Source organism: Brevibacillus sp. AF8 (genome assembly GCF_021270385.1).
Taxonomy (GTDB): domain Bacteria; phylum Bacillota; class Bacilli; order Brevibacillales; family Brevibacillaceae; genus Brevibacillus.
Window position 1 is genome coordinate 501,958 of record NZ_JAGQDN010000002.1, and the last position, 20,850, is coordinate 522,807.

General features: G+C 47.1%; 25 protein-coding genes. 19 read left to right on the forward strand and 6 right to left on the reverse strand.

Features of this window, described 5'->3' with window-relative positions; genetic code table 11:
• Positions 1-83: 83 nt before the first annotated feature.
• Positions 84-1,058 (forward strand): YpdA family putative bacillithiol disulfide reductase, encoded by a 975-nt coding sequence (locus tag KB186_RS05660; protein ID WP_232773211.1) that lies wholly within the window; start codon positions 84-86, stop codon positions 1,056-1,058.
• Positions 1,059-1,071: 13 nt separating this feature from the next.
• On the opposite strand, the gene KB186_RS05665 is transcribed toward KB186_RS05660, so the two are convergent.
• Both KB186_RS05665 and KB186_RS05670 read right to left on the reverse strand, forming a co-directional pair.
• Positions 1,072-1,410: a histidine triad nucleotide-binding protein gene (locus KB186_RS05665; RefSeq protein ID WP_007727375.1), complete on the reverse strand. Its 339-nt coding sequence runs from the start codon at positions 1,408-1,410 to the stop codon at positions 1,072-1,074.
• Positions 1,411-1,484: 74 nt separating this feature from the next.
• Positions 1,485-2,774 carry an acyl-CoA thioesterase/bile acid-CoA:amino acid N-acyltransferase family protein gene (locus KB186_RS05670; protein WP_232773212.1) on the reverse strand — a complete coding sequence of 430 codons (1,290 nt, stop codon included), beginning with the start codon at positions 2,772-2,774 and terminating at the stop codon, positions 1,485-1,487.
• A gap of 155 nt (positions 2,775-2,929) precedes the next feature.
• On the opposite strand from KB186_RS05670, the gene KB186_RS05675 reads away from it, so the two are divergent.
• A complete protein-coding gene (locus KB186_RS05675; protein WP_173609397.1) occupies positions 2,930-3,370 on the forward strand; it encodes an Rrf2 family transcriptional regulator in 441 nt (146 codons plus the stop codon).
• 86 nt (positions 3,371-3,456) lie between these two features.
• On the opposite strand, the gene KB186_RS05680 is transcribed toward KB186_RS05675, so the two are convergent.
• Positions 3,457-4,512: a bifunctional transcriptional activator/DNA repair enzyme AdaA gene (locus KB186_RS05680; RefSeq protein WP_173609396.1), complete on the reverse strand. Its 1,056-nt coding sequence runs from the start codon at positions 4,510-4,512 to the stop codon at positions 3,457-3,459.
• Between the two features lie 264 nt (positions 4,513-4,776).
• On the opposite strand from KB186_RS05680, the gene KB186_RS05685 reads away from it, so the two are divergent.
• The 14 genes from KB186_RS05685 to KB186_RS05750 all read left to right on the forward strand — a co-directional run bounded on the left by KB186_RS05685 (position 4,777) and on the right by KB186_RS05750 (position 16,951).
• Positions 4,777-5,151, forward strand: a complete 375-nt coding sequence (locus tag KB186_RS05685) for a response regulator (protein WP_173609395.1) — start codon at positions 4,777-4,779, stop codon at positions 5,149-5,151.
• Between the two features lie 138 nt (positions 5,152-5,289).
• On the forward strand, positions 5,290-6,651 hold the full coding sequence (locus KB186_RS05690; RefSeq protein WP_173609394.1) for an ethanolamine ammonia-lyase subunit EutB: 1,362 nt from the start codon (positions 5,290-5,292) through the stop codon (positions 6,649-6,651).
• A gap of 20 nt (positions 6,652-6,671) precedes the next feature.
• Entirely contained in the window at positions 6,672-7,505 is an 834-nt protein-coding gene (gene eutC / locus KB186_RS05695; protein ID WP_232773213.1) for an ethanolamine ammonia-lyase subunit EutC, read from the forward strand.
• A gap of 76 nt (positions 7,506-7,581) precedes the next feature.
• Positions 7,582-7,791 carry a hypothetical protein gene (locus tag KB186_RS05700; protein WP_047069123.1) on the forward strand — a complete coding sequence of 70 codons (210 nt, stop codon included), beginning with the start codon at positions 7,582-7,584 and terminating at the stop codon, positions 7,789-7,791.
• A 374-nt stretch (positions 7,792-8,165) separates the two neighbouring features.
• Positions 8,166-9,095 carry a helix-turn-helix transcriptional regulator gene (locus KB186_RS05705; protein ID WP_173609392.1) on the forward strand — a complete coding sequence of 310 codons (930 nt, stop codon included), beginning with the start codon at positions 8,166-8,168 and terminating at the stop codon, positions 9,093-9,095.
• Between the two features lie 82 nt (positions 9,096-9,177).
• The gene (locus tag KB186_RS05710; protein WP_173609391.1) at positions 9,178-9,672 is read left to right on the forward strand and encodes a GyrI-like domain-containing protein; all 495 of its coding nucleotides are present in this window, start codon (positions 9,178-9,180) and stop codon (positions 9,670-9,672) included.
• A gap of 126 nt (positions 9,673-9,798) precedes the next feature.
• Positions 9,799-10,383, forward strand: coding sequence for a TVP38/TMEM64 family protein (locus tag KB186_RS05715; RefSeq protein WP_232773214.1), 585 nt, complete (start codon positions 9,799-9,801; stop codon positions 10,381-10,383).
• Between the two features lie 11 nt (positions 10,384-10,394).
• The gene (locus tag KB186_RS05720; protein ID WP_221867056.1) at positions 10,395-11,084 is read left to right on the forward strand and encodes a response regulator transcription factor; all 690 of its coding nucleotides are present in this window, start codon (positions 10,395-10,397) and stop codon (positions 11,082-11,084) included.
• 7 nt (positions 11,085-11,091) lie between these two features.
• Positions 11,092-12,438 (forward strand): HAMP domain-containing sensor histidine kinase, encoded by a 1,347-nt coding sequence (locus KB186_RS05725; RefSeq protein WP_232773215.1) that lies wholly within the window; start codon positions 11,092-11,094, stop codon positions 12,436-12,438.
• Between the two features lie 80 nt (positions 12,439-12,518).
• Complete coding sequence (locus KB186_RS05730) at positions 12,519-13,145, forward strand: LysE family translocator (protein WP_173609387.1); 627 nt, start codon at positions 12,519-12,521, stop codon at positions 13,143-13,145.
• Between the two features lie 215 nt (positions 13,146-13,360).
• Complete coding sequence (locus tag KB186_RS05735; RefSeq protein WP_173609386.1) at positions 13,361-14,572, forward strand: MFS transporter; 1,212 nt, start codon at positions 13,361-13,363, stop codon at positions 14,570-14,572.
• A 79-nt stretch (positions 14,573-14,651) separates the two neighbouring features.
• The gene (locus KB186_RS05740; protein WP_173609385.1) at positions 14,652-15,626 is read left to right on the forward strand and encodes an LLM class oxidoreductase; all 975 of its coding nucleotides are present in this window, start codon (positions 14,652-14,654) and stop codon (positions 15,624-15,626) included.
• Positions 15,627-15,653: 27 nt separating this feature from the next.
• Complete coding sequence (locus KB186_RS05745; protein ID WP_173609384.1) at positions 15,654-15,983, forward strand: winged helix-turn-helix transcriptional regulator; 330 nt, start codon at positions 15,654-15,656, stop codon at positions 15,981-15,983.
• Positions 15,984-15,997: 14 nt separating this feature from the next.
• Complete coding sequence (locus KB186_RS05750) at positions 15,998-16,951, forward strand: NADP-dependent oxidoreductase (protein WP_232773216.1); 954 nt, start codon at positions 15,998-16,000, stop codon at positions 16,949-16,951.
• Between the two features lie 143 nt (positions 16,952-17,094).
• Here the strand turns inward: KB186_RS05750 and KB186_RS05755 are convergent, their stop codons facing one another.
• The 3 genes from KB186_RS05755 to KB186_RS05765 all read right to left on the reverse strand — a co-directional run bounded on the left by KB186_RS05755 (position 17,095) and on the right by KB186_RS05765 (position 19,138).
• Positions 17,095-17,250, reverse strand: a complete 156-nt coding sequence (locus tag KB186_RS05755; protein WP_173609382.1) for a hypothetical protein — start codon at positions 17,248-17,250, stop codon at positions 17,095-17,097.
• A 208-nt stretch (positions 17,251-17,458) separates the two neighbouring features.
• Positions 17,459-18,688: an MFS transporter gene (locus KB186_RS05760; RefSeq protein WP_173609381.1), complete on the reverse strand. Its 1,230-nt coding sequence runs from the start codon at positions 18,686-18,688 to the stop codon at positions 17,459-17,461.
• A 249-nt stretch (positions 18,689-18,937) separates the two neighbouring features.
• Complete coding sequence (locus KB186_RS05765; RefSeq protein ID WP_229088048.1) at positions 18,938-19,138, reverse strand: STAS domain-containing protein; 201 nt, start codon at positions 19,136-19,138, stop codon at positions 18,938-18,940.
• On the opposite strand from KB186_RS05765, the gene KB186_RS05770 reads away from it, so the two are divergent.
• Genes KB186_RS05770 through KB186_RS05775 form a run of 3 tightly spaced genes read left to right on the forward strand, consistent with a single transcriptional unit; the run spans position 19,137 to position 20,383 of the window.
• Positions 19,137-19,538 (forward strand): S1 family peptidase, encoded by a 402-nt coding sequence (locus KB186_RS05770; RefSeq protein WP_232773217.1) that lies wholly within the window; start codon positions 19,137-19,139, stop codon positions 19,536-19,538. The genes KB186_RS05765 and KB186_RS05770 overlap by 2 nt on opposite strands.
• Positions 19,535-19,762 (forward strand): trypsin-like serine protease, encoded by a 228-nt coding sequence (locus tag KB186_RS28410; RefSeq protein ID WP_370646651.1) that lies wholly within the window; start codon positions 19,535-19,537, stop codon positions 19,760-19,762. Before KB186_RS05770 ends, KB186_RS28410 begins: the two co-directional genes overlap by 4 nt.
• A gap of 54 nt (positions 19,763-19,816) precedes the next feature.
• Entirely contained in the window at positions 19,817-20,383 is a 567-nt protein-coding gene (locus tag KB186_RS05775; RefSeq protein ID WP_232773218.1) for a DUF3221 domain-containing protein, read from the forward strand.
• The last annotated feature ends 467 nt before the right edge of the window (positions 20,384-20,850 follow it).

The window sequence follows — 20,850 nt, forward strand, 5'->3', positions numbered from 1 at the left end:
GTGCTGGGGAACTCTTTTGTTGTAAACGCGATATGATATGATGGAGGAATAAGAATAGAGAGAATAAAGCGAGGCGGAGAGAAATGGAAGACGTACTGATTGTAGGCGGTGGGCCTTGTGGACTGGCAGCGGCAATAGCCTGCAAGCGAGCTGGACTTGATCCCATCATTATTGAAAAAGGGGCGCTTGTCCATTCGATTTATCGCTACCCGACCTATATGATTTTTCATAGCACACCTGATTTACTGGAAATCGGAGGTGTGCCTTTTGCAACGGCGAACGACAAGCCGACCAGACAGGAGGCACTCAATTACTATAGATTGGTAGCAGCACGAGAAAAATTGCGCGTGAACGTATATGAAACGGTGACAGGTGCGAAGAAGACGCCAGTTGGCTTTCAAATCACGACCACAGACCGATTCGCCAAAACACATACGTACGAAGCGAAAAACTTGGTGATCGCCACAGGTTACTTTGACAATCCGAATCGACTACATGTACCAGGTGAGGAGTTGCCGAAGGTTTCGTCCTTCTACAAGGAAGCACATCCGTACACTGGGCTTGCAGTAGCGGTAGTAGGGGGAAACAACTCTGCTGTTGACGCGGCAATGGAACTGGAGCGGGCTGGAGCAGAAGTTACGGTGATTTGCCGCCGAACGGAGCTATCTGATAAGGTCAAGGCATGGACAAGACCTGTTTTTGAGAGTCTGATCAAAAAAGGACGCATCCAGATGCTGTTCGGTGCAACAGTCGAGAGCATTGAGGAGCGTTCCATCAAGGTGAAAACAGGGGAGGAAGTCATTACGCTTGCCAATGACCATGTGTTTTCTTTGATTGGATACCGTCCGGATCGTACCTTCCTTCATTCACTAGGAGTTATGATTGACGAGGAAACGGGAATTCCAGCGCATCATCCAGAGACAATGGAGACGAACATCCCAGGACTCTATATAGCGGGAGTCATTGCGGCGGGCCATCACGCGAACGCCATTTTTATTGAAAATGGAAGGTTTCATGGTGAAGGAATCGCCCGCCACATTGCCTCTCATAAGGAGTAGTAGCTATTATTGATTAGAACTGCCACTCCAATTGTCTGCCTCCGATGAGGTGGTAGTGCAGATGGAAGACAGTTTGTTGTCCATGCTTGCCAATGTTGGTTACGATTCGGAAGCCATCCTCGTTCACGCCCATTGTTTCTGCCACTTTTTGCAGGGATAGATGGAGGTGACCGATCAGCTCCTTGTCCTCCGGCTCGATAGCCAGAACGGATTGAATATGCTTTTTCGGAATCATCAGGACGTGAACAGGGGCAACAGGATTAATGTCATGAAATGCCAATACATGCTCGTCCTCATACACTTTTTTAGATGGAATGTCTCCGTTTACAATTTTGCAAAATAGGCAGTCCATATGGCGATACATCCTTTCTAATAATGATAGATCGTAATGCCTACTTCGTCATGCGAGTAGGCTTTCCCTGTTTTTTACTCTGGAAAAGTCTGTTCCAAAAACTGAAGAACCTCACGCCAGGAGTGCTCAGATGCGTAGGCGTTGTTTTTGGGCGTACCACCATTGAGCTGTGTACGGGTCGTCGGTATGTAAGGAAAGCGGATCCCGTGTCCTGTATCCGCGTAACGCAAGTGCAGCACCGAATGAGCAAACTGATGGTTTTTTAACCGCTCGACCATTTGCTCGCAATGCTCTGCTGCTGGCCACCAGTGATCGTCATCCGAGGAGAGGAAGAGGATCGGACCATTGATTTTTTCAACCGGAATTTCGGTATCCTCTAACCACTCACAAGCAACCCATGCTTCGGCATGGATATGATCAATACGTTGACCAGCGTCGAGCCGCTCCTGCGAGACTTTTGTCTGCTCCTCTGTCCATGGCACGAATGGAAGAGGCTCTCCTTGAAATGACCAAGAGGATTGTGGGGAGAACGTATCTGATCCAGTGAATGCTTTATCTGTACCGATACTAACTGTAGAGCTGGGACTTGAAGCAATAACAGCATGTACATGTTGCTCGAGCGATGCTGTGACTAATGCCAATTCTGCTCCTTTGGAGCGTCCGAATAACGTGATTTTCTCAGGGTGTACGGCGGGCTGCTGCTGTAGCCAATGAATGGCTCGCTGAACATATTCGATCGGGATCTGGCGGATATCGTCAGGAAGATCATTGCATTGGAAGTAAGCAAGTGCTAGCGCCGGATAGTCGTGAGAGGCGAACAAAGCTGCGAATTGTGAACAGGAACCGATTCCACCTTCGCTTCCACCAAGTACGACAATGGCGGGTCTTTGCTCCGTGTGAGGTTTTGAGAAATACAGACCGACTAGCCCGTTGTCTGTCACTTTCTGAATCGATACGTCACGAGAGACAAAAATACGTTTCACAACGGCTTTCGCTACGGGTTTATCGTAGACTTCTGCCGTTAATTCAATCTCAGTGGAGCGTGGGGTGAACTGAAAGTCGTCAAGAGAATAGGCATGATAAAAGCGCATGGTTTGGACATTCATCGACCAGAAAAGCCCCATCGGATCAATTCCCTCATAAGTACCAAATAAAGGAGCTTGGGAAACCAAATCCACCGAGCCATTTTCGTCTGCTTGGAATATAGCATGTGATGATGCAGTCAAATCTCCTCCAGGCAACCCATTTTTCAGAGTGGCATGAAGGGTGATTAATTGATTGGGGATAAACCCGCTCAGGGTGATATGGACAGGAACATCTATTAAGGCTGTCCCAGGCGTAACTTCAATTTGTGGAAGCATCATTTTTGTCAACACTCCTTCCAGATTGCGGGAACACTTGACACAGTCATTATAGTAGAATGAATAAAAGTTCGCCGGGACGAAATGTGACGGTATGGTTAACTTGACTTCTCGTCTGTGATGTAACTATAATCATTACAACGAAAGGGTGACTACGTATGAAAATCAGCAGCCGGTTCTCTATTGCGGTTCACATCTTATCACTGCTTTCCATTGATTCTAATTCGCATTGCACTTCCGAATGGATCGCAGGTAGTGTGAATACGAATCCGGTCGTGATCCGACGTGTGCTGGGGCTGTTGAAGAAGGCTGGGCTCGTGAACGTACGTGCCGGAGCTGGCGGCGCGTCTCTCGCCAAGGAATTGGATCAAATCACGCTTCTTGAGATTTACCGTGCAGTCGATGTCGTGGAGGAAGGGCAACTTTTTCACATCCATGAGCAACCGAACCCCGATTGTCCAGTGGGAGCGAATATACAGTTTGTGCTGGAGTTGATTTTGATCCGTGCGCAGAATGCCATGGAGGATATTTTGGGCGGAGTGAAAATGTCCGAGCTCGTAGATAACCTGCGTCAAAAAATAACCGAAAAAGCGCAGTAAGAATAAAAATGCCCTTGCGTAAGCGAGGGCATTTTTACGAGAAAGGAGTGCCCGCATCCATTTTTCAAATATTTCATGAATCCAGGTCAAATGGGGCGGGATGTTTCTTTTTCATGATGAAGCAGCCAGCGTTTGCGCGAAAGTCCTCCTCCGTAACCTCCCAAATCACCATTGGAGTTGATGACCCGGTGACAAGGAATGACAATCGCTAACTGATTCGCGCCATTTGCTTGCGCGACAGCACGAAAGGCACTTGGTTTCCCAATAGCTGCTGCAACCTCAGAATAGGATGAAGTTCGACCGGGGGGGATCGATTGTAACTGCTCCCAGACCATCCTTTGAAAAGGCGATCCGCACAAAAACAAAGGCGTTGCAAATTGTGTGAGCTTTCCGTCAAAATACTCCTCTAACTCACGTTCAATGGAACGGATTGGCGCTGTGGAACCAGGGATAATCGCTGACTTCGTTCTTTGTCTAAGACGTTCAACTTCTCGTTCCAAGCCGCGGCGATCAATGAATTCAAGTAAATATAGCGCTTCTTCATCTGCGATTGCTATCATGGGACCGAGTCGCGTATCCAGCCACGATGCCTTTAAGATATGATGATCTCCGAGAAGAGTAGGGGCTGCCCCCATGATTCGTGAAAATGCGTCTCGAAAACCACTGCTGGACTCGTAACCGGTAGATAGTTGGGCATCGATGATGGCTTTTCCTTCTCTGATTTCTTTTAGTGCAATCCCCATACGCCGCGCCCTTGCATACTCGACGAACGTCATGCCAAAACGTTTTTTGAATTGGCGTCGCGCTGTTGCAGCGTCCACGGATAATCTTTGAAAGTCTTTTTCCGTCCAGCGCTGCTCGGGGTTTTCTTCTACAGCGTTTACTAGCAGACGCACGAGCTCTGAGACATGATTGGGATGTGAAAGTGGACGGCAGCGTTGGCAGGGCCGGAAGGAAGCCAGGAGTGCTTGTTTGGCATGATCAAAAAACTCACAATTAACAAACTTAGGTTTTCTTGCTGGACATGTCGGGCGACAGAATACGCCAGTTGTCTTGACTCCAACAAAAAAGACACCTTCATATTCAGAATTTTTATCCAGTAACGCCTGATAATACTCGGACTTCATCTCGGCCGTTATCATTCGGTTCCCCCTCCATTTTTATGTTTTCATTTTACCGCTCGCCAAAAACGACTGCAGCCGAAAATCGTACATTGATTTTTTCTTGTTCCTTCACTATGAAGTCATGAGGGCGAAGGCTGGACAGGATTTAAGCTGGAATTAGCCTGAAAATATAGATATAATAAAAGTATTCAGAAATAGGCAAGAAACCGACAACGGCGTCGGTTGCGTATTGAATGAAGAGTAGTTGGCACGTCCGTTCACTGGTGATCGGGAGGTGGAGTATTGCGTCAGCATTATCGAGTCATCATCATAGACGACGACCCCATAACACGTATGGACCTGGTCGAGATGTTGCAAGAGCAGGGATATAACGTCGTAGCTGAAGGAAAAAACGGCAAAGAGGCCGTTCGATTGACGCAAATGTGGAACCCGCATCTCATTATTATGGATGTGAAAATGCCAATTATGGACGGTTTGACAGCGACTGGGATTATCCGAGAGCATTCGGACGCGGCTATCCTTCTCTTGACTGCTTACAGTCAAAAGGACATGGTCATGCAAGCCAAAGCAAAAGGGATATGTGCCTATCTGGTCAAACCCGTCATGGAGGAAGAACTGCTACCGGCAGTGGAGTTCGTGCTTGCGGGTAAACAATGAACGCAAAAAAGTGAATCGTATGAAGAGCAACGGCGCTTGGACCAAGGCGAGCATTTCGTCTTATGTTTCGAAGCGCTTTTTTTCGTTCTATTAGATAGAGTTTACGGAAATTTGAAAAGAAAGTGAGTGAAGCTAGAGATGAAATTGGCTTGCGTTGTACGTAAACAGCATTACCAGTTTACTTCGGTTCGTGATGTATTGGCAAAAGCCAGTGAAGAAAAGTCTGGCGATCACATGAGTAAACTAGCAGCCAATTCCGCACTGGAGCGGATGGCGGCCAAAGTCGTATTAAGTGAAATGCAACTGCGAGATATATATGAAAATCCCGTCATTCCGTACGAAAAAGACGAAGTGACGCGGATCATTTATGATGATATCAATCTCTCCATTTACGATGAGATCAAAAATTGGACAGTAGGGGAGCTGCGGGAGTACATCTTGTCGTTTTCCACAGGAATGCCTGAGCTGACACGAATTAGTCGTGGGCTGACCAGCGAGATGATTTCCGCTACGGCGAAGCTGATGTCCAGTATTGACCTGGTTATGGCTTCACAAAAAATGAAGCATCAAGCCTACTGCAACACACTCATTGGCGAGCCGGGAAGACTGGCGTTCCGCTGCCAGCCGAATCACCCAATCGATGATCCCGATGGCATTTTGGCTTCGATGAAGGAAGGCTTGTCCTATGGATCAGGCGACGCTGTCATTGGAATTAACCCCAATAATGATTCCGTTGAAAGCGTTACCAAGCTCTTGAAAATGACACATGATTTCATGCAAAAGTGGGAAATTCCTACGCAAAACTGCGTACTGGCTCACATCACGACTCAGATGCAGGCTCTTCGCGGCGGAGCGCCCATTTCTCTGATGTTCCAAAGTCTGGCAGGCTCACAACGAGCGAATGATGCGTTTGGCGTAAACAAGGAGATTTTGGATGAGGCAATGGATTTGATGCTCCGAAAAGGCACAGCTTCGGGACCAAACGTCATGTATTTTGAGACAGGGCAAGGCTCCGAAGTGTCGCTGGACTCCCATGAAGGTGTCGATATGCAGACGCTGGAAGCGCGTACGTACGGTTTTTGCCGTCACTGGAAGCCGTTTATGGTCAATAACGTTTCTGGCTTTATTGGACCAGAAACACTCTATGATGGCAGACAGATGATTCGTGCCGATCTGGAGGACTTGTTCATGGGCAAGCTGCATGGTTTGCCGATGGGAATCGCTCCGACTTATACGAACCACATGTACGCGGATCAGAATGACCAGGAGATTGCAGGGATGCTGACGACCTTGGCAGGGGCGAATTTTTATATGGGCGTACCAGGTGGGGACGATGTCATGCTCAGTTACCAGGACACGAGCTATCACGATGACGCCAGCTACCGTGAGCTCTTGGGACTGCGACCTCTCCGGGAATTTGAGAAATGGATGGAAAAAATGGGCCTTATGGAAAATGGTCGTTTGACAGAGCGCGCAGGCGATTTAACCATTTTTGACTAACGAGCGGGGAGGGAAGCAAGATGAAACAGATCAATATGGAAGACTTGGTCCAGCGCGTAATCGATGAGCTGTCCAAAAAAGGCCAAGGAGTTATTCATTTTCCAGAGCAAAAGCAATGCGGAGTCAAGAACCCAAACAATCCAGAAGCATTGGAGCTAGCGATGAAACGAACGCCGGCTCGCATCGGAATCGGGCGTGCGGGTACCCGAATGAAGACGGGAAGCTACCTCCAATTTCGGATTGATCAAGCAGCAGCACGCGATGCGGTCATGAAAACGATCAGTCCAGAGCTGATCGAGAGTCTGCAGCTACCTGTCCTCCATTCAAGAGCGACGAGCATGGAAGAGTATTTAATGAACCTCGACTCCGGACGGATGCTATCGGATGAGTCCGCTCGCTGGCTGGAGCAGAATGGGGATAAAAACAAAGATGTGCAAATCGTCATTTCGGACGGACTGAGCACGTCTGCATGTGAGGCGACCATTCCAGATCTCTTGCCTGCATTGATGCAGGGGCTGTCCATGCGAAGCATCAGCGTTGGGAAACCAGTGTTTATTCACAAGGGTCGCGTTTGGGTTCAGGACCAGGTCGCGTCCATCGTCAATTGCAAGGTCGTCATTTCCTTGATCGGGGAGCGACCGGGGCTTGCGACGGCAGAAAGTCTCAGTGCTTACATGATTTACAAACCGGATGCCAATACGGTAGAATCGGATCGTACGGTTATTTCTAATATTCATAAGGGTGGCACGCTTCCGATTGAGGCGGGTGCTTACCTTGCAGAGCTTTTGGAGGAAATTTTGAAGTACCAGGCGAGTGGAGTAAAATTATCACAGCTTCGGGCGATTAACGGGTAGATTCCCACTGGCGCTTCCTCCTGTCTTGCACTAGAATACATAGAAGATAACCAATTTCTATGAGGAGTTGCTACGCATGACGGAGCCAAACCAAAACGAAAAAGAAACCACAGAGCAAAAGCCTGGGAAGATCAGCCTGCAAGAGGCGATGAAGCGCAAACTGGCAGAGAAGAAACAAGCGCAAGCACAGGCCAATAACCCATTGAATCAAAAGGCGAAAAATCAAACGATGAAAAGCCAGCTCACCAAAAAACCAAACAATCAACGCAGACGTATGGGCGTATAGTTTCGAATGAAGCAAGGCAAAAAGGAATGTGCAGCAACTTTAGGCTGCAGATTCCTTTTTTGTATGATCATTCATACGGGAGTGATCTTCAAATTTTTAAAAGGTATCGATGAGCCAACTAAGCTGGCGAGAAGAAAAAGCACAGGGCTCGTAGACCTTGACAACGCCTACCCAGTCGGAACTTCAAGAAGGGGACCCGCTTGTCGAACACTTCTCCTCTGAGAAACTTCCGCCCGTAGGGTGGCTTTGGCTCGATGGTCCCCTTTTTGAAGTGGAGACGTCCAGTCAATCCCCCATGCTGGCGTGTCAGAGTCGAAGAGAACTGTGCTTTTTCTTCTCCTCCACTATGTTGACTCAAAAAAATGGAGGCGTTCATGAAGGTAGAACGGCTACTCGCTATTGTCATCATGCTGTTGAATAAGCGTCGTGTGAGCGCTCGTGAACTATCCGACCACTTTGAAGTATCCTTGCGTACAGTCTATCGGGATTTGGAAACCATTAATGCAGCCGGCATTCCGATCGTCGCGTACCCTGGGGCAAGCGGCGGATACGAGATCATGGAGAATTTTACGATCGATCGGCAATATTTATCCTTGGACGAGCTGGTCGCGGTAATCGCTGCGTTAAAAGGGGTTCATTCCTCTACAGACGACAAGCAAATCGGACAGCTTCTGGAAAAAATAAAAGCGTTGCTCACCACTGCACCATCCTCACTGCAAGGAAGTTCACATCCCGTTGTTTATGACTTTAATCCATGGGGTAGTACACCTGCGATTGCCGAAAAAGTAAACAAGCTGCGGGAAGCCATCGAGAAGAGACATCGTGTGCGAATCACTTATACGAAAATGCAAGGCGATGCGACAGAGCGCATCATTGAGCCTGTCACACTGATTATCAAAGGCTATGTGTGGTATGTGTATGGCTATTGTTTACAGCGGCAGGAGGATCGTCTGTTTCGCTTGTCACGGATTGCAGACATGTCCGTGCTGACAGAGGAGTTTTCCCCGCGCCCGTATCAAATAGACAAACTGGAATGGCTCGAATCATGGGATACGGCAGAGCGTATTTCTCTTGTCCTTGAATTTGCTCCGCGTGTGCATGTAAGGGTACGAGATATGTTTGGGCCAGAAACGATAGAGACCATGCAGGATGGCTCCTTGCTCGTACGGACGATGATGACAGACGATGAATGGTTAAATGGTATGCTGCTTAGCTTTGGCGATGCCTTGTGTGTACATGAACCTGCGTATGTTAGACAGAGAATTGGGGACACGGTAAAAAGAATGACGAAACTTTATGAATAAACGTTGGAACGTTGACAGATAGTTGTCAGGGTATGGTCGTTATACTGAGTCATGTAAACAAACTCATACAGGAGCGTGGATAATGATGAACCCAACGATTGTCAAACTGGATGAAATGCGTGTAGCAGGCTTGCAAATTCGGACAACCAATGAGGCGGAGTGCGGACCGAATGCGAAAATTGGGGGACTATGGCAGCGCTATTATCAAGAAGAGCATCCCTTCAAAACTCCCCATCAAAAAGAGCCGGGTGTTGTTCTGGGGGTGTACTCCGATTACGACAGTGACGAGACCGGTGAGTACTCCTTGTTAGTAGGAACCGTTGTAGAAACAAACGGTGAGCTTCCTGCTGAGCTTACAGTCAAGACCCTGCCGGCTTCTACTTACGCTGTATTTACGACTCGCGTAGGACCGATGGTAGAGGTTGTGATGGAGGCCTGGGCGAAGGTGTGGGAGTGGTCCCATCAACCGGGGAACAAGCGAACATTTACCGGAGATTTCGAACGATATGACGGAGTGCGCTGCGCTGATGCCAACAACGCACAAGTGGATTTGTACATCGCGATCGCAGAAGAATAATAGTACAGCATCTCATCCATGCAGTCGTAGTCGATCAGGCTACGACTGTTTTGCTTTTTTCCATGATTTCTTCACAAGTTTCGTTTACTCTAGAGGAAGAGTGGCAGAGGGGAGTCATACAGACGAATGGATTGGATAACCAATATAGAAGCCCTGGCAGAGTGGATTCGCTCTTTGGGGATGCTGGGGATTGTCGGTAGTATTTTATTGAACATCGTGATCAGTGTGGCGGGGGTATTGCCGTCCATTTTTTTATCGGGTGCGAACGCAGTCGTGTTCGGCTTGTACGGAGGGTTCTTGATTTCCTTAACGGGAGAGGTGGTTGGGGCTTGCATAGCCTTCTTTCTTTACCGCTACACGATCAAAAAAGCAGATCGAAACGAAAAGCTAAAATCATTCAAATGGGTACATACCATCAATGGAACGACGAGTTTTCGCAAGTGCCTTGCCATCGTTTTGCTCAGGATAAATCCGCTGATGCCTTCAGGTGTAATCAATTTAGGCGCGGCTATGACGAATATCACCTTCGTGCAATTTTTGGTGGCGACCTTGCTAGGAAAAGTGCCGTCGATGGTTTTTGAAACATTCGTCGGTCATGATCTGATTACTTTTGGTGAAAACAAGTTTCGCTTGCTCTTTGCCTTGCTGGCAGGCGCTCTCGTCTTTTTACTTTTCTGGAAAAAAGGAAAGGATCAAACACAAGAGGAGTAGGGAGGATTTACATGTCTACCATTTTGCTAGTCGATGATGAGCCGCAAATCTTAGAAATATTGTCCTCCTATTTGCAAAAGGAAGGATATCATGTCCTGACCGCCCAAACAGGCAAGGAAGCAGTCGAAATGGCCACGACGATTTCATTGACCTGTATCATTTTGGATCTGATGCTTCCTGATTTGAGTGGGGAAGAAGTCTGCGTCCAAATTCGCAAAGAGTCGCGTGTCCCGATTTTGATGCTAACAGCGAAAAGTGGAGAGGCGGATCGGATTCGCGGGCTTACGATTGGCGCTGATGACTATTTAATCAAGCCTTTTAGCCCGAGAGAACTTGTAGCCCGTGTTCGAGCCGTTATGCGTCGTGCGGGCGATTATTCAACACTCTCCGATTTCGTTGAAGTGGGCGACTTGACCATATCAATGAATGAGAAGAGAGTCACGAGAAAGGGAGTCGCTTTGGAGGTTACGCCAAATGAATACCGCTTGCTCACAACGCTTGTCCGTTATCCGGGGAGGACGTGGGGCAGGGAGGAACTCGTGCGTGAGGTCATGGGCTTTGATTTCGATGGATACGATCGAACCATTGATACGCATATCAAAAATCTTCGCCAAAAGATAGAGGCAGACCCGAAGCAACCGGAGTATATCAAGACGGTGTATGGATTGGGCTATCGCTTTGACGATCCCATGAAGAAGTGAGGCCACAATGAAGCATATTTGGGTAAAGCTCGCCTTTGTGATCATGACAGTCGGTGCTTGCGCTGTTCTTTTTTCCTCGTTGTTGTCCGTAAAGGAAATGGATGTTCATTTTTCCATGTATGCCAATGAAGTGAGGAATCAGCATAACCAGGAAATATCGCGTGTCGCACTCCAGGCGTATCAGGACAATCAAGGCTGGGGAGCAGAAGCCTATCATAAGCTTGAAGCGGTTTCCGAGGTCTTGGGATTGCATATCACACTCCTCGATCAACAGCATCAAGTACAAAACGAATGGGGCAAGCGGCCAGTCCATACGAGCAATTACAGTGTAGACAAGATTCCCCTTGTCAGTAAGGGAGTCATGATCGGGCAACTGGTGATTAGCCATGATGATCGCAGTGCGTATATGACATTGGAAAGTCATTTTCAATGGGCGCATAAAAACACAACATTGTGGACAATGGCTGTGCTGCTCATCCTGGTCATTATCATCAGCATACCACTCGCCCGGACTATGGTGCGTCCTGTCGTACAAGTGAGTACCGCAGCACAACGAGTCGCGCGAGGCAATCTGTCGATACGTGTACCGGAACCTCGTGGCAAGGATGAAGTTACGTCATTGGTCGCTGCCTTTAACAACCTGGTCCAAAGTCTTGAGCATCAGGAGGAGCTGCGCAAGCGACTGACCTCCGATATTGCCCATGAATTGCGAACTCCGTTGAACACCTTGTTGGCGCAAGTAGAGGGGATGATCGATGGCATATGGGAAGCGACTCCCAAAAATCTCGAAAGCACGAGGTCTGAGGTACTGCGGTTGAGCCGTCTCGTCCGTGATTTAGATCAGGTGATCCAAGTGGAGTCAGGCTCCTTGCAAATGCGCAGTGAAGAGGTGGAACTGCGTGAGGTTGTCAAAGAAGTCACCGAGTCGATGAGTGCGACGTTTGCCCGTGCCCAAGTGAATTTTCACTTCAAAGGAGATCACGTTGCCTGGATCAAAGGGGACAGGCAGCGACTGGCGCAAATCGTGGCCAATTTGTTGACGAATGCCTGCAAGTATACTCCAGCGGGTGGAGAAGTCGTAGTTACAGTGGACAAACCGAGTACGATGGTCCGGTTGCAAGTAAAGGACAACGGCACAGGTATCGACCAAAAGGATCTCCCGTACGTATTTGAGCGTTTTTATCGGGGAGATCGCTCGCGAGCAAGGGAACGCGGTGGAGCAGGATTGGGGTTGACGATTGTGAAAGGGATTGTGGAGGCGCACAAGGGAATCATCTCGTTGGATAGTAGAGTGGGTGAGGGAACGACCATCACGATTTTGTTTCCGTCACAAGCTTATGAAGGCGAAAAGTAAGCCTAACCCGTATCGTTCTCGCAGCACATCGTTTATCATAGGAAGAGAATTTGAATATTCGATACAAAGAGGGAGAGCACATGTTTGATTGGACTACCATGGGAGCATTTTTGGCTGTTGTGATCGGCCTCTTTTTAATTCCGGGTCCCGCTGTTCTGTTAACTGCGACGCGTACCGTCCAGGGAGGCCGTAAAGCGGGGATAATGGCTGGGCTGGGCATTGCTACAGGCGATTTCATTCATACGATTTTTGCTGCAGTCGGTTTGTCCGCGATATTGATGACATCTGCATGGGCATTCAATCTCGTAAAATTTGCGGGAGCGGCTTATTTGGTCTATTTAGGTGTTCGGGCCATGCTTGAAAAACCATCTGACCCAGAGCTGCCAAAAGTAACACCGTTGCCTCCGCTGCAATCGTATGGGCAAGCTATCCTCGCAGAAGTTTTGAATCCGAAGACGGCATTGTTCTTTCTGGCGTTTCTGCCACAATTCGTACATCCGGAGCGTGGGGGAGCCATTTACCAATTCCTTGTCCTGGGACTGATATTCGCTATCTTGGGGTTCTTTTACACCGCATTGATTGCGATCAGCATCAGACCACTTGGGCATATGGTGAAGCGAATTTCCTGGCTGGGTCGCTGGAGTGGCAAGATCGTAGGTTCTGTTTACATCTTATTGGGCTTAAAAGTAGCACTGCAAGAAAGATAAAGAAATGAGTCGGGAAGACAGTCTTCCCGGCTTTTTTATTGTATGTTTACGGCTATTAGGTACTTTTTAGTGCCTATGATACTTGAAAGTACGTACTTCCTACCAAGTGAGGCATGAGACATAATAGCATTCAGAACCAACATATTCGCCAATCATGATAAGTAAGGGCCCTGCTTTGTGAACGGCAAGAAAAATTAAGGGAGGATACAACTCAGATGAGCACAATTACATCCAATGTGAAGCAGCAAGCAACTGGTGCCAAAAACTCCACTCTTGCTTTACTTGCTCTCGCAATCAGCGCATTCGGTATCGGGACTACTGAATTTGTTATCGTCGGTTTGTTGTCTACAGTCGCACAGGATTTGGAAGTAACCATTACCTTAGCAGGACTTCTTATTTCTGGATATGCATTAGGGGTAGCTGTTGGAGCTCCGATTATTACAGCACTCACAAGTCGAATTCCACGCAAAGCGCTACTCATGCTTTTGATGATTGTCTTTGTTGTCGGAAACAGCGCGGCAGCCTTGTCGAGTAGTTTTACACTTTTAATCATTGCCCGTTTCTTTACCGCGTTTTCTCATGGGGTATTTTTCTCCATCGGTTCGACGATTGCAGCCGATCTGGTGCCAGAAAACAAGCGCGCCAGTGCGATTGCTACCATGTTTACGGGTCTGACTGTCGCAACTGTTACAGGCGTACCTTTGGGAACGTTTATTGGACAAATGTTTGGATGGAGAGCGACTTTTTGGGGAGTGGCCATTCTTGGCGTAATTGCACTTATCTCGACAGCGATTCTGGTACCAAGCAATTTGAAAAAAGCTAAGCCTGCTTCCATTAAAGACCAAGTGAAAATAATCACAAACTTGCCATTGTTGCTTGTCTTTGCGATTACGGCTCTTGGCTACGGCGGTACCTTCGTAACCTTTACATTCTTAGGTCCGATTCTGGAAGAAATCACAGGTTATCAGGCGAGTGCCGTCAGTCTGATTCTGCTCGTCTATGGGATTGCGGTAGCGATTGGAAATACGGTCGGAGGAAAAGCGGCCGACAAGAATCCGATAAAAGCGCTGCGTTGGATGTTTATCATTCAGGCGATCATTTTGGTCATTCTCACGTTTACTGCGCCTTTCAAATGGGTGGGAACCCTCACGATTATGCTGATGGGCCTCTTGGCCTTTATGAACGTACCAGGCTTGCAAGTATATGTCGTGCAGCTGGCTGAAAAATACGTGCCAAGTGCTGTTGATGTAGCTTCTGCGATTAACATTGCGGCATTCAATCTCGGCATTGCGATAGGAGCGTTCGTGGGAGGAATCATCGTCGATACCATTGGACTGATTCATACACCATGGGTCGGCGGAGTGATGGTGTTAGGTGCAGCATTACTGACGGTGATCAGCAGCAAGCTGGAAAAAGCTCGTCGCTAATTGTACAAAGACGGCGGATGGATGAAAGCACTGTGTCCGCCGTTGGTTTCCAAAAACATCACGTGAGGAGAGAGCATCGATGAGCAAATTCGACGGTCACTATGGTTTTCAGCGAATGTTCCAAGAAGGGAAGATGACCTTGGGATTTCACATTCCGCTGGAGGCATACGAATGGGAAGCACCGACAATGGAGCGACAGGTTGAACTCGTTCAAGCGGCAGAAGACTACGGCTTTACCGGAATCTGGCTGCGCGATGTGATTTTGCAGGACCCTGCTTTTGGTGACCCCGCAACCGGGCAAATTTATGACATGATGATTTATTTAACCTATTTGGCTGCGCAAACCAAAAAAATCGCTTTCGGTACCTCGAGTATCGTGCTTCCACTGCGTCATCCGTTGCGAGTGGCAAAAGAGACAGCGACCATCGAAAATTTGTTTCCCCAACGTTTGATGATGGGGATTTCTTCAGGAGACAGACGGGCAGATTTTCATGGATTGAATGTGCCCCATGAACAGCGTGCAGAGCTGTTTCGCGATGGCTACGACTACTTGCAGAAGGTCATGGCAGAGGATTTCCCAAAAATCAACTCTCCATACGGTATGATTAATGGAGCGAATCTGGTGCCTAAATCGACTGCGCCCATTCCTACTTTTATCACGGGGTACAGTCAACAAACGATGGACTGGTTCGCGCAAAACGGAGATGGGTGGATTTATTATCCGCGTGACCCATACAACCAAGCACATGCCATCCAGGAATGGAGAGAGCTTGTCCAGAAATATCATCCAGGTGTATTCAAGCCGTTTATTCAGCCTCTTCATCTGGATCTTGCAGAAAACCCGGATGAGTCGGTCACGCCGATTCGATTAGGGTACCGGGTCGGAAGAAAGATGCTTATAGAACTGTTGGCCATGTATCAAGAGGTCGGCGTCAATCATTTGTTCTTCGCCTTGTTCCCTAGCCAGCGTCCTATTGACGAGGTCATCGATGAGCTTGGACAAGAAGTACTTCCATATTTCCCGGCCCATATCGATACACCGGAGCAGGTTTGAAAACATCTTTTATGAGGAGGGGAGGACATGCAAAAATACAATATCCCTGTAGAAGCAACATTGGAAGTCATTGGAGGGAAATGGAAAGTAGTAATCCTCTGCTTGTTGGCAAAAGGGACAAAGCGGACAAGCGAATTGAAACGCGCAATGCCTGCCATCACGCAAAAAATGTTAACGCAGCAACTGCGAGAATTGGAAGCGGACAACATCATTACCCGCAATGTGTATCAGCAGGTTCCCCCACGCGTCGAATATGAATTGACGGAGTACGGCAAGACACTTTCGAAGGTCTTAGATGTCATGTGCGAATGGGGAGAGAGTCACATCGAAAACCAATTGCAAAAAATAGCCGAATGAAAAGGGGAAGTTCGATGAGAGGAATTGGCATCAAGCAATACGGCGACATCCAACAGCTAACAGAAATTGAACTGCCAACAAAGCCGATCGGACCGGAGGATATGCTCATTTCAATAAAAGCGAGCGGGGTAAATCCTGTCGATTGGAAGGTGAGGGAAGGTCTGCTGCAAGCAGATTTTCCTTTTGAACTGCCACTTATTTTAGGGTGGGATGCGGCGGGCACGGTAAAGGCTGTTGGTACGAATGTGCAGGATTTTCAAATCGGGGATGATGTCTTCTTTCGTCCGGAGCTGGAAAGGGAAGGGACATACGCAGATGAAATGGTCGTTCCGGCGAATATCGTAGCCCCGATGCCACGTGGTTTGTCGTATGCAGAAGCGGCTTCACTTCCGCTGGTTGGACTAACGGTTTGGCAGGCATTGGTGGAGGTAGGGAAGGTACAAGCGGGAGAAAAAGTCCTTGTGTTGGGGGGGAGCGGCGGGATCGGTTCCATGGCGATCCAGCTAGCAAAAGCGCTAGGTGCCTATGTGGCAACAACAACGAGCTCCAAAAACAGCGATTATGTCCGTGAGCTGGGAGCAGATGAAGTCATCGTGTATGACCAGGGAGCACTTCATACCTCTGCGCAATTTACATTCATGCTGGACACGTTGGGTGGAGAAGCGTACGGAGAAGCTATAAGATTGATGAAGCAGCAAGGAAGAGTGGCCACCATTATCAGCGAGCGCGATGCCAAGAAACCTTCGTTCGCGGATGCGTTTGAGAAAGAACGAGAGCTGGATGTTACTTTTGTGTTTACGCGTCCAGATGGGACAAACATGAATCGTATTCGTGAGCTAGTGGAAGCCAAACATGTAAAGCCGTTTTTGACGAAGATATATCCAATGACGATTGAGGGGGTTCGCGATGCGCATCTCTTTAGTCAAACGGGTAGAGTGCGTGGGAAGATTGTGCTCGTCCGATCATGAAAGGGAGAAAGAGCACGAGTAGGTTGCGCGAATGGAACAGCGGCGGGCTAGGAGTATCGTTTTCAACCGAGCCCGCTGTTGTTTTCATGATAAAGCCAGCGTGACGGTCTAGTCTAAATCGCCTTCGCTGGTAATCGTCAGCTTCATCTCCTTCGAATCACGGCCCCCTGCAGGACAAAGGTAATCCCTAAAATTCCTGCGATGGCAAGCAGTCGAATGAAACCGTTGGACACAAACAGATTGATACAGATTAGCCCAATAATGATCAGAACAAGCAAAATCACCGTTTTCCCCGACATGTACGTGTTACCCCTTTCCTCAGACAAAATGAGTGGTTTCGTCAAATCGGAATATGCGGGTCGTTCCATGGCGTATGTAATTACTATTGTAGCGAATACAATCGTGGAAGGAAAGGCGGGATCACGTGAAAAAACTCCCTTCTGTCAACGCAAGGTGTTCACCTGTACGCATGAGAGGGAGTTTACGCTTGTGAATATGCTACACACGTTACTTCGTTGCTAGCTGGCGCTCCGTTGTCTGCTGCTTCAACGGCTGTCCGGCCAATTGTGATCGTTTGGATCGAATCATGATGGCAGTAATCAATAGCGCGATACCATTGATGATAAAAACAAAGCGAATCGGGATGAGTCCTCCGAGAACGCCGCCAATGATCGGTCCCATCATTGTTGCGAGCTGCGTCGAGGATTGGTTCAGGCTAAACGCTCTGCCGCGAAATTCTGGTTCTGTGACTTTTACAATCATGGCATTGATCGACGGATAAACAGCGGCAAAAAACAGTCCGTACGCGAAGCGCAAAATGCCAAATCCATACAGATTGGTGAAGAAAAATTGCAGTAAATTTCCGATCGCTCCACCCATTAAGCCGATGAACAAGATTTTGGAATAGCCAACCTTTGACCCGAGCTTTCCCCATTGTGGAGCTGCAATGACGGTTGCGATGCCCACCGCCGCAAAAATGATGCCGGAGCTGAGGGATGCGTCTTGTTGCGAAGCGCCCAATTGCATAACATACACGGTTAACAAAGGCTCAAGAAGCATAACGGAAATCGTGACCATCAGGCTCATACCTAATATGGACATCAAAGGCCGGTTTGCCATTGCAGCCCGCAAATCTTCTCGTACACTAGATCGACTGCCGGAGCGGTTGAAGTTCGTTTCCTTCACGAAGAAAGTAGCGATCAGCGCTGCTACGAGGACGACAAATCCTGAAAAAATAAAAGCTTCTGCGTTTCCCCATACGTGACTGACGACACCGCCAACCAACGGACCGATGATTCCTCCTGTTGCTCCCGAAGTCGCCATAATCCCCAGTGCATACCCGACGTTTTTTTCTGGTGTATTCGTCGCTACCAGCGCAATGGCGGCAGGTACGTAGCCGGCAAGCAAACCCTGGAAGATCCGTAACACAAGAAACAAATAAGGGTCCGTAATCAAATACGTCAAAAAATACAGCAAAGCGAGGCTAAATCCAGACCGAATCAACATTGGCTTTCGTCCATATTTGTCCGCAAGCGAGCCCCAAAATGGCGAAATAAGTGCACTTGCCAAAAATGTGATGCCAAACGAAATACCGGACCAGGCTTCCAGATGCTCATTGACCCCCAGTGAAGTATGGAGGAAGATGGGCAGGAAAGGGATCGAGATGGAGTAGGCGGTGCTACAGAAAAATACCCCAATCCATAACACAATCAAATTACGTTTCCAAGAAAATTCCATCTTTCTGTCACAACCTTTGCAGTTAAAAAGCAGGAATATTGTTATTGATCATTCTAGCACTGCAAAATGATGCTGACCAATTCGGAAATATGATCGGACTATTGCAAAAATGAAATAAGAGGAAAACTTGACTTCATTCGGACAAAAGAAAATCCCCTAACGACAAGAGATAAAGCTCTTGTATCCGTTAGGGGATTTCCATTTAAAACGGCAGGTTAATGTCCGGCAGGAGTACGAATACCCACACGATCAATCAACCGCTTGCTTTAACCGCTTGCTTTCATCATTAAGTCCGGTGATAAAGACGAATTTGTCCAACTGTCTGTATTTCTCTACGACTTTCGAGATAGCCGTGACAGCTGACAAATCCCAGACATGGGAACGAGAAAAGTCAATAATAATCTGCTGGGGATCATCCTGAAAGGAAAATTGGTCGACGAAGTGTGTCATGGTACCAAAGAACGAAGAAGCTCGCAAAGCTCAGGCTCAACCAAGCGACAAATTTAGACCAATTCAAGCTGGTTTAAGAATAAAAAATACTACAGAAGACCGAAATTGCACTTCTGCGTTTTCAGTGCAAAAGGATAACGATTTTTATGTTTTAACTGCTAGACACTGCACAGAAAATGTTGGGGATAGATTTCAGCAAGGAGGAGAAAGGTTTGGTAAAACCGCAGATTTTAATTTCGGTGGGAGTGTAGATGCAGCACTCATTGAACTAACAAACGGATCTGACGATGCTACTTACTATGTTTTTGGAAATTATAAATCAGAATACAATACTATTACAGAGGTTCAAAGAACAAGGGATGAAACCATTGGAGATACAGTTTGCAGTGTGGAACGTTGAAATCAACTAATTGGAGGGGGAGTATAGAAAGCCCAAATGGAGACAAGCAATACTTTACTAATATGAGACAAGTTAGTTATTCAGAAGTACCAGGGGATAGCGGAGGGCCTATATTTTACGGTGGAACAGCAATAGGAGTTCATAGCGCAGATACTGGAGTTTACACACATATTAGCGAAATAGAGGATTATTTTAACATTGATTCAATTTTTACTGGTAACTAGTTGAAATAAAGTTCCCCATGAGGGAAGGGTTTCTCATGGGGAATAAGAAAGGAAATGAGCACATTGAAAAAGGCTTTGATAGTAATCATTGCAGCATTACTTATAACTGGATGTGCAACTAATCACAAGAATGTTGAAAAGCAAGCATTAACAGGATACGTAACTGAAAAAGATTTTGAAAAAAAAGGTCTCTTAGTTATAGAAAATGATGAAACCAAGACGAGCGATGAGAATTTCTATGCAGCAGAGTGGTATTTCCCAAAAGAAGAAGCCGTATTCCTCGATAGCAAGGGGAATAGTATCTCGTTTGATGAAATCGAAGTTGGTCACACAGTTTCTACATGGTCAACGACACCATCAGCACAGTCTTATCCCAGTGGCGCAGAACTCAGTAAACTTGTAATTAATGAAGAAAGCAAAAATCCTATTAATCAGATGGATGAAAAAAGTGCGATTCAGCACGCAATCAATTACTTAAAGAGCACACATAATGATGGAATCATTATTAAAAGTGCAAGTGGACAGAAAGATCATTGGCTGATAAAGGCAACCGACTATGATCATAAAACAGATACTATTCTACAAATCAATGCTCAAACAGGAGAAGTAAAAGAGCTTTAAAATTTGTACCTTCTGCACCAAAAAAGGAGGTGATAAGTTTCTCATAAAAGTGTAGAGGTTAAATAAGCATGCACGATGCACTTTTTCAATACAAACAACCAAGCTGTACATACTTTAATAAGCACACCAAATGTACCTAGTATAAGCAGCTGTAAAGAAAGGGTTCAAAACATCATGAATTGTATAAAAGATGTTGATCTATTAAAGCACCCAATCTTAGCATCAAAGTAGGAGGGCTTGGAACAGCTTCGCGCCGTCTCCCAAAGGGGCGGGTGGGGTGCCCGCTTATCAAGATTTACGCTGAGTAATATTCAGGTTCGAGCCTCTGATTCCTTGATGGATAAGGAGATTCGAACCGTTTTTTTTTGCCAATGTGCTCCGCGAAGAAAAAAATTCCAATAAAACATCGATATAAAAGTCAAATCCATATATAATGAAAATGATTTTCAAAATCAAACACTTGATTG